Origin of the sequence: Bartonella sp. AP88XZML (assembly GCF_042195565.1) — a bacterium.
GTDB lineage: Bacteria > Pseudomonadota > Alphaproteobacteria > Rhizobiales > Rhizobiaceae > Bartonella.
Genome location: NZ_JBHIOQ010000012.1, coordinates 118326 through 124325, shown reverse-complemented (window position 1 = coordinate 124325; position 6000 = coordinate 118326). Strand labels below are relative to the sequence as shown.

Genomic DNA, 6000 nt, shown 5'->3' with positions numbered 1-6000 from the left:
GCCATCAATCGTCACACTTTCTCCGCTCACATTGATATCTTGACCGGAAAGCAGATGAGAAGCCGTGATTATGGTCTCTTTGTCTGATTGCGTGATAATGTTTCCCGTTGCCCCAAGGATAGAGGAGACCGTTGTGGTATGCGATTGAGATGTATCGGAAGATTCCTCATGCAAAAAGCCACTTGATGACGATTGTGCTTGCTGATCCAAGTGTTCTTGGGCACCTTTTATGACAATCTTTCCCCCAGAGTGAATGGTAATATCCGCTTGTTTTTGATCTCCTGGTGCTTTCTCTTCTGACGTTTCCTCTGCCTTACCGGCTATGAGCGTCGAGGCGACAACTTCCGTGTTGTTTCCTGAGTCAATGGCAATGCCTTCACCCCCTGTTATGCTTGATCCCACAACTTGGCGCACATCCATCTTGTTATGCTCAGATTTGCTGCTACTAAACACCCCACCCTCTTTGTGATACGACATCTCATACTGTAAGCTATCCTCTGCATTATTGATCAGGACATCGTTGCTGGCTTTCAGCCCTACCTTGCCATCAGCCGCAATGGAACTGCCTGTGATGCTAAGGTCATGCGGTTTGCCATCCTGCCCTGCAATGACAGTGCTATCACCTCCCGATTTTATCGAAGAGCCAACGGCATGAGAGGCTTGCATATCCACTTTCGTGTTTTTGGTGCGAAGATGATACTCCACTTCATCGTTTCTTACCCCTATCGCTATTTCCCCTTTCGCGCCAAGAGCAACATTGCCCTTGGCATCTATATCGGAAGCAGCCATATGGATATCTTTTCCAGAGAGAACAGTGGTCTCTTTTCCAGAACTTAAATGAGAGCCATTGTGCAAGGCAACATGAGATGTTTCACTCCCACTCTGATTGTCCATGCTGTTGCGTGTGGCATCAATAGAAACATTGCTCTCAGCTTGTAAGAGAAGTTTATCCTTTGTTTGAACATCAGAGCCTAAAATATTCAAATCTTTTCCAGAGGAAAGCGTTGTTGAGCCTCCAGAGTTGACTTCTGATTTATGATGCATGGTGGCATCACCCTGTTCATCATGGTAATGGGTTTCTGCTGAACCGATCGTCAAGTTGCCTTGTTCTGTAGCCATGGCAAGATCACCTCCGGTGGTGATCCCCACCCCTGAGGCGGTGATATCTTGTTTGGCAATCACCGTTGCATTACCACCAGCAGAAAGCGCCTCGGTGTTTAAAACGGTCTCCACGCCGTCAACCGTTGTGCGCCCTGCGTCCAAACGAATATTCTTCTCCGCAAGGATAACAGCATCACCACCCGCCGCAAAATGCCCTCCTTGACTGAGGATATCCCCACCATGCACATGCAATTGGTGATTTGCCGCAATACGCCCTGAATTGGTTATCGTGGAATTGCTCNAGTTGACTTCTGATTTATGATGCATGGTGGCATCACCCTGTTCATCATGGTAATGGGTTTCTGCTGAACCGATCGTCAAGTTACCTTGTTCTGTAGCCATGGCAAGATCACCCCCGGTGGTGATCCCCACCCCTGAGGCTGTGATATCTTGCTTGGCAATCACGCTCGCATTGCCACCAGCAGAAAGTGCCTCGGTGTTTAAAACGGTCTCCACGCCGTCAACCGTTGTGTGCCCTGCATCCAAACGAATATTCTTCTCTGCAAGGATAACAGCATCACCACCCGCCGCAAAATGCCCCCCTTGACTAAAGATATCCCCGCCATGCACATGCAATTGGTGGTTTGCCGCAATCCGCCCTGAATTGGTTATCGTGGAATTGCTGNACATTGCCCTTGGCATCTATATCGGAAGCAGCCATATGGATATCTTTTCCAGAGAGAACAGTGGTCTCTTTTCCAGAACTTAGATGAGAGCCATTGTGCAAGGCAACATGAGATGTTTCACTCCCACTCTGATTATCCATGCTGTTGCGTGTGGCATCAATCGAAACATTCCTCTCAGCTTGCAAGAGAAGTTTATTCTTTGCTTGAACATCAGAGCCTAGAATATTCAAATCTTGTCCAGAGAGAAGTGGGCTTGATGTACTTTGAAAAATATTTTTTTAAACAAATGTGTGAATACACAACAACAAGTGTATTCCGTTTAGGGCGTTCTGTTTTGCATGAGGAGTATGTCCCATTAAAAAATGCAATAAACAAAAATGTAAGACAATGCATCATCTTCATTTTCATTATTTAAAAGACATTACTCTAAATGCTTTTGAAAACCGTAAAGCTAAATTAAAAGAAGATGATAAAGTTGGAAACTAGTTTTTCTTTTTGTAACTTTATATTCTTCTCCAATGAGGCTGTATTCCCGTTTCAGAACTTACTCCAACAGATATACGCAATACGCTCGCTCTAATCTGGCATATAAAAGTAAACTAAAGTTCATCACTGATTATGATCTTGTCCTATTTCTGAGATTAATTAAATACTTTTCACTTAAGCGTAAAATGATAGCCGTAATATAAGATTTTATGTAATAAGTAGTTATAAAATCGATGCATACTACTAATTCGCCTTTTATAATATAAAACTTTTTTTAAGCCTTATAATACAAAATGATACCAATAAAAATTAAGGGATTAAGAGAGATAAAATAGAGAGCTAATAAAATAAAGGCCCCGTTAAACGAGGCCTTAGTATTTTTTGTGCTGATAATTTCATTTTTTCGAAATTAGAATTTGTAAGCGACACCTACACGGAAGTCATTGGTTTTGTAGTTGAATTCACGTGTATCGTTTGCGAATTTCTTTTTACCAAAATCGGAGTAACGGTATTCTGCACGTAAAAGAACGTTGTCTGTCATTGCAAAGTCAACACCGCCACCAATAGTGAAACCAACCATTGTCTTCGTGTCATCAGCCCAAGTACCACCAGTCAAATCTACATTTTGCTTAACTGGTGGGTTTTCCACCACATCAGCATTCTGCTCAACCTTAGCTCTCTCTCCTTTTCCTGTAACTGATTGAATGCCCTGTACCTGCGCATAGGCAATACCACCAGCAACATAAGGCATAATACGGTCAACAGCAGCAAAACCGATACGAACGCGTGTAGCACCAGACCATTTTTCTTTGTAGCTGTGCTTTTCCGTTACCTTGTCACCTATTTCAAACCGTTGCTGATCTTTTAATTCAACCTTAGCTTTTTCAAGGGCATTATTAAAATCTGCTGCATTTTTTTCAGTAAGAGTCAATTCACGGGCTGTTTTTGATTCTTCACGGTCTGCCCAAACTGCATCGGTTTCAACACCGAGAATGAGACCATTTCCAAGGTCTACGTTAGATCCGGCATAAATCCCACCCATGAAACCAGAAGGACTAGGTGTATTATCTTTTTTAAAAAGTTCTTCATCTTCTCCTGGAATAGTTACTTTAGTTTTACTCGAAAAGTTACCAACTTGACCACCAAGATAAAAACCTGTCCAAGAAAACGAAGGGGCTGCTGCGATAACTGCTGGGGCTGTTTCACGAGGGATGATAACATCAGCAGCTTGTGCTGCAGAAGCTGAAATTAAAGCGGCAATAGAAGTTGCTATTAAAGATTTTGTATTCATAATTTTGCTCCTAAATTAACTATCAAACGACCTTACAAGATTACAGATAGAAAAGCTGTAGTAAAAATATCACAATCATACAAATAAAACCCCAGAAAACAGCGGTTTTTTAAAAGTCAATATCTTTTGGAAATTTAATTTTTTATTAATACTTTTTATTCATAATTGCACTTTTGATGAAATTAGAACTTGTAAGCGATACTTACACGAAAGTCATTGCTTTTGTAGACTAGTTTAAGATAATCCTTTTTAAATTCCTTCTTAGCAAAGTCTAAGTAACAGTATTCCGTACGAAGCAGAATATGATCTGTCATCGCGAAATCTATACCACCACCAAGGATAAAACCCTCCATCGTTTTTGTTTTATCAAATACTGTAGCAGAAACTCTTTACTTGGCTTACCCATTTTCCCAACTTTTTTGTTCCTGAAACTTTACCAACACCTTGTATTTGCGCATAAGCAATACCACCAGCCACATAAGGCATAATGCTGTCAGCGACAGAAAAACCAACACGAACCCGTGTTGCACCAGACCATTTTCTTTGAAACCAATGCGATACACTGCTGTGTCACCCTTTTGAAACTTTTCATTTTCATCCAATGTGACACCAGCATCTTTAAATTTATCATTAAAATCATCAATCACAAGAATCTTTGAGACCGTCTTCGTCTCTCCTCGGTCTGCCCAGACTGCATCGGTTTCAACACCTAGAATGAGAATATTTCCAAGATCTACGTTGGAACCTAAATAAATACCACCGATGAAACCGGAAGGCATAAGTAGTGCATCTTTATCTAAAGTTTTTTCTTTTGTCTCAAAATCAAATACATAAACTTTGACTTGAAAAGTTGCCAACTTAACTACCAAGATAAAAACCTGTCTAAGAAAACGAAAGAGCTGTGATAACTGTTGGAGCTGTTTTACGAGGAATGACAATATCAGCAGCTTGTGCCGCAGAAGCTGTAGTTATAGCGATAACAAAAGTTGTTACTAAAGATTTTATATTCGTAAACTTTGCTCCTCATTTATTTACGAGCACAGTATTATACGACTACAAAAAAACGCTGTAGTAAAATGATACAATTATAGGAAACGAAAGCTGACGCAAGATAAAGTCATTTCATAACTTCACGTTTCATAAAAATTTTCATAAGAAATTGTAAGTTACAAGTATGTGTAAATTATTGATTTTATGGCATAATTGTTATCTGTCATTTATAAAAATCTTTTTAAGAAAATCTAAATAATATTTTTTACTCCCCTAATAAATATAGGGTATGTGATAATATAACAACAGAAAAGAATAGAGGCCCTGTCTTTGACAGAGCCTCTTGGAAGTTTATTTCGTTTTTTACGAAATTAGAATTTGTATGCAACGCCAACACGGAAATCATTGACTCTGTATTGAAGTTCAGCTGTGTCTTTAAAGTATTTCTTTTTACCATAGTCTGAGTAACGGTATTCTGCACGTAACAGAACATTGTCTGTCATTGCGAAGTCAACACCAGCACCAAGGGTGAAACCAACAAGGGTCTTTGTTTCATCATATACGTTACCAGAAGCAATAACCTTATTAGCATCCTTACCAGCATTAGCATCTTTTTTCACTTCAAGTGCGGAAATGCCCTGCATCTGCGTATAAGCAACACCACCAGCGATATAAGGCATGATACGATCAGTAGCAAAACCTATGCGAACGCGTGTAGCTCCAGACCACTTTTCTTTCATAGTAATACTTTCTTTGTACTCATCTAGGGCTGCAACTTCTAGACCATCGTTCTTTTTGATCTTAGCATCATTGAGGAGTTTATTAATTTCCTCAAGACTTTTACCAGTTGCCTGTCCAACAACCATTGTTATACCATCAATTGTGTCTTTTTTACCAATAAAAGAGACATCTGTATCCAAGCCGAAGATCACACCATTGCCGAGATCAACATTGTAACCTGTGTATAGGCCACCGAGCATACCGGAAAGCTTAAGATCGTGCCAACCTAAAGTGCTAGAACCTTTGTCAGATTTCATTGAACGACCACCAATCTGAGCACCAAGATAAAAACCTGTCCAAGAATAGGCAGGGGCTGCTGTGATGACTGCTGGGGCTGTTTCACGAGGGATAACAACATCAGCAGCTTGTGCTGCAGAAGCTGCCGCTATAGCGATAACAGAAGTTGTTACTAAAGATTTTATATTCATAAACTTTGCTCCTAATTTATTTATGAGCACAGTGCTACAAGATTACAGAAAGAAAAGCTGTAGTAAAAATGATACAGTCACAGAAAATGGAGGGCACATCCCAGACAAAATCGCTTCATAGCTTGATTTTGTACGAGAAACCTAAAGATATATATATAAATAACTTATTGATTTTTAAATATAATTCTTGTTTATTGTCTATGATTTTTTTAAGAAAACCTGAATAATATCTTTTCAT

4 protein-coding genes and 2 pseudogenes are annotated in these 6000 nt (G+C 39.9%); 1 reads left to right on the top strand and 5 read right to left on the bottom strand.

The features are described from left to right. From ACFIK2_RS01165 to ACFIK2_RS01150, 4 genes and pseudogenes are all read right to left on the bottom strand, one after another. Positions 1-1719 (bottom strand): annotated as a pseudogene (locus tag ACFIK2_RS01165) (hemagglutinin repeat-containing protein); the annotation flags it as partial. Between the two features lie 70 nt (positions 1720-1789). After that, positions 1790-2044: pseudogene (locus tag ACFIK2_RS01160) on the bottom strand (hemagglutinin repeat-containing protein); the annotation flags it as partial. A 638-nt stretch (positions 2045-2682) separates the two neighbouring features. After that, positions 2683-3564 carry an outer membrane protein gene (locus tag ACFIK2_RS01155; protein ID WP_375634018.1) on the bottom strand — a complete coding sequence of 294 codons (882 nt, stop codon included), beginning with the start codon at positions 3562-3564 and terminating at the stop codon, positions 2683-2685. 398 nt (positions 3565-3962) lie between these two features. Further along, positions 3963-4433, bottom strand: a complete 471-nt coding sequence (locus ACFIK2_RS01150) for a porin (RefSeq protein WP_375676800.1) — start codon at positions 4431-4433, stop codon at positions 3963-3965. A 32-nt stretch (positions 4434-4465) separates the two neighbouring features. On the opposite strand from ACFIK2_RS01150, the gene ACFIK2_RS01145 reads away from it, so the two are divergent. Then, positions 4466-4636: a hypothetical protein gene (locus ACFIK2_RS01145; protein WP_375634572.1), complete on the top strand. Its 171-nt coding sequence runs from the start codon at positions 4466-4468 to the stop codon at positions 4634-4636. 289 nt (positions 4637-4925) lie between these two features. On the opposite strand, the gene ACFIK2_RS01140 is transcribed toward ACFIK2_RS01145, so the two are convergent. After that, positions 4926-5762 (bottom strand): outer membrane protein, encoded by an 837-nt coding sequence (locus ACFIK2_RS01140; RefSeq protein ID WP_375634573.1) that lies wholly within the window; start codon positions 5760-5762, stop codon positions 4926-4928. Between the last annotated feature and the right edge of the window lie 238 nt (positions 5763-6000).

What these genes read in the sequence shown, in the direction of transcription:
- ACFIK2_RS01155 (WP_375634018.1), bottom strand. Translation starts at nt 3,564, where the DNA reads ATGAATACAAAATCTTTAATAGCAACTTCTATTGCCGCTTTAATTTCA.
- ACFIK2_RS01140 (WP_375634573.1), bottom strand. Translation starts at nt 5,762, where the DNA reads ATGAATATAAAATCTTTAGTAACAACTTCTGTTATCGCTATAGCGGCA.